This window comes from Mesorhizobium sp. M2A.F.Ca.ET.039.01.1.1 (assembly GCF_003998035.1).
In the GTDB taxonomy this organism is placed as follows: Bacteria; Pseudomonadota; Alphaproteobacteria; order Rhizobiales; family Rhizobiaceae; genus Mesorhizobium.
The window spans coordinates 1-1957 of the sequence record NZ_RZRY01000953.1 but is presented as its reverse complement, the minus strand read 5'-3'; the positions used below and the strand labels follow the sequence as shown (position 1 = coordinate 1957).

Below are 1957 nucleotides of genomic sequence, written 5' to 3'. Positions count from 1 at the left end.
GCCAAAAGGCACAGGGCGCGTATGTACCAGCGTCCAATTCCTCTGGTCAGCGAGACACCTGCAAGCACGGCGCCGGCAGTCGCAAGCGCGGTGAGGTGCAAAAGCGAATAGCGGTCGCAAGCGGCGCTTTTGTAGGCGTCGGGTCCCACGACCACAAAGAATGCGGCAATGCCGGCGGCCGCCAGCGCCAGACCGTACGCCCCTAGGTCCTTGCCTGCATCCTTCGTTCCGGCGATGAATACCAATGCGTAGAAGCCGGCCGGAAGAGCAAGGAACGGCGCCATTTCGGCGCTGATCGCGGTGGACAGAGCCATTAGGGCGCCGTTCAATCCGGCGGCAACCGGCGAGCCACGGATCGTCAGCAGCACCGCCCCCAGGAGGATGAGCATCTGCAGGTTGTGGTAGTCGATGCGCCAGGGCTGGAATTCCGAAAGCGCGGGCAGCCCGGCGAAGGCGGCGACGATCAGCACCGCGCCTGGATGGTCGAACTCGAATTCCCTGATCACGAGGAAAAGCAGGGTTAAAGCGGCCAGGAGGAGCAGGAGCGGCACGGTGAACGCGGCGGCGGATAAAGCAGTTCCCATCCCGACAAAAGGCGCCAGCGCGATGGCCAGCAACGCATAGGGCGCATCGACGATCCAGGGCCAGTGCGAGATCATGGGCTCGGGCTGGGCGATACCGGTCAGCGTTCTGTCGAACGGATTGCCTGTGTGCAGAAGATGCCTGATTTCATGCAGCTTCATGAGATCGTCGACGTCGCCGTTGGGCATGTTGCCGAGCAACAGGAGCAGGCTCAGAACCGCACTGAGCGTCAGCCAGACGAATACGACCGGGGCAGGGGTGTGGCGAAAAATCGCCTTGATCGTCGACATCCCAAGCTCTTCCCCACGCGCCTCGACCATTTGATGCACGGAAAAGCTTTCGATCGCGTAACCTTTGCCCGGCTCGCGGGCCGCCACCCGAAGTTCGAGCGAAGAGTGTGGCCCGCCACCCCAAGCTCAAGAGCAAAGGGTGGTGCGGACGACGGGAATCGAACCCGTACGATCAGAGATCGAGGGATTTTAAGTCATTTCCTGCGCGTCCACCCTTGGGTATCCATATCGCCTGCAACCGTTGTGAATAAAGGAAAGACCGAGGGTTTACGGTTCCCGTTTGTTCCCGTAAGGTGACAAGCGTAGACACGTCGCGGGTACCCGCACGGCTACCCAAGAGGGGACCCGACCATGCCCATTCTTTCCGACAACTACGTCAAGTCGGCCGTGCTGCCGGCGGGCCGCGACGAGCTGATCATCCGCGACAGCAAGCTTTCAGGTTTCGCGCTTCGGCTCCGTCGCAAGGCCGATGGCAAGTCTTCCTCTAAGACCTGGCTCGTGTTCCAAGAGCTGCCGATGCGCGACGGCAAGCGCAAGCGTCGCAAGATCATCATCGGCGACTTCTCCGTCTTCCCCGCCGAGAAGGCGAAGGCAGAAGCACTGGCGATCTTGCAGGCGATCGAGAAAGGTGACGACCCTGCCGCTGCCAAAGCGGTGAAAAAGGCACAGCCTCCGTTCGAGGATCTGGTCGACGACTTCGAGACGTCGCACATTGCTACGAAGAAGCCCGAAACCCGCAAGGACTACCGCGCCCGGATCAGGCGGAACATCCTTCCCTATTTCAAGGGCAAGCGCGTCGCCGACATCACTGGCGAAATGGTCCGGGACTTCTTCCGTCGGAAGCGGTCAAACCCGACCGACGCCAACCGCTCCTTGGCCGTGCTGTCCGTCATGATGGGTCGAGCAATCGAGCTCGGATGGCGGAAAGATAATCCGTGCATAGGCATCAAAAAGAACACCGAAACCGCTCGAGACGATTGGCTCGACGAGCGCGACCTTCCCCAGTTCGTCAAGGCATTGGCCGAGATTGAGGGCGATTGCGGCGACCTGATCCGGTTCCTCACGGTCTCCGGCTGGCGTGTCAG

1 protein-coding gene and 1 pseudogene are annotated in these 1957 nt (G+C 61.2%); one reads left to right on the top strand and one right to left on the bottom strand.

The window, feature by feature from the left end; translation table 11 throughout:
* Positions 1-959, bottom strand: a pseudogene (locus EOA24_RS36015) (hypothetical protein); the annotation flags it as partial.
* A 300-nt stretch (positions 960-1259) separates the two neighbouring features.
* Here EOA24_RS36015 and EOA24_RS36010 point away from each other — a divergent pair.
* The coding region (locus EOA24_RS36010) for an integrase arm-type DNA-binding domain-containing protein (protein WP_189354522.1) at positions 1260-1957 on the top strand (698 nt) is incomplete at its 3' end.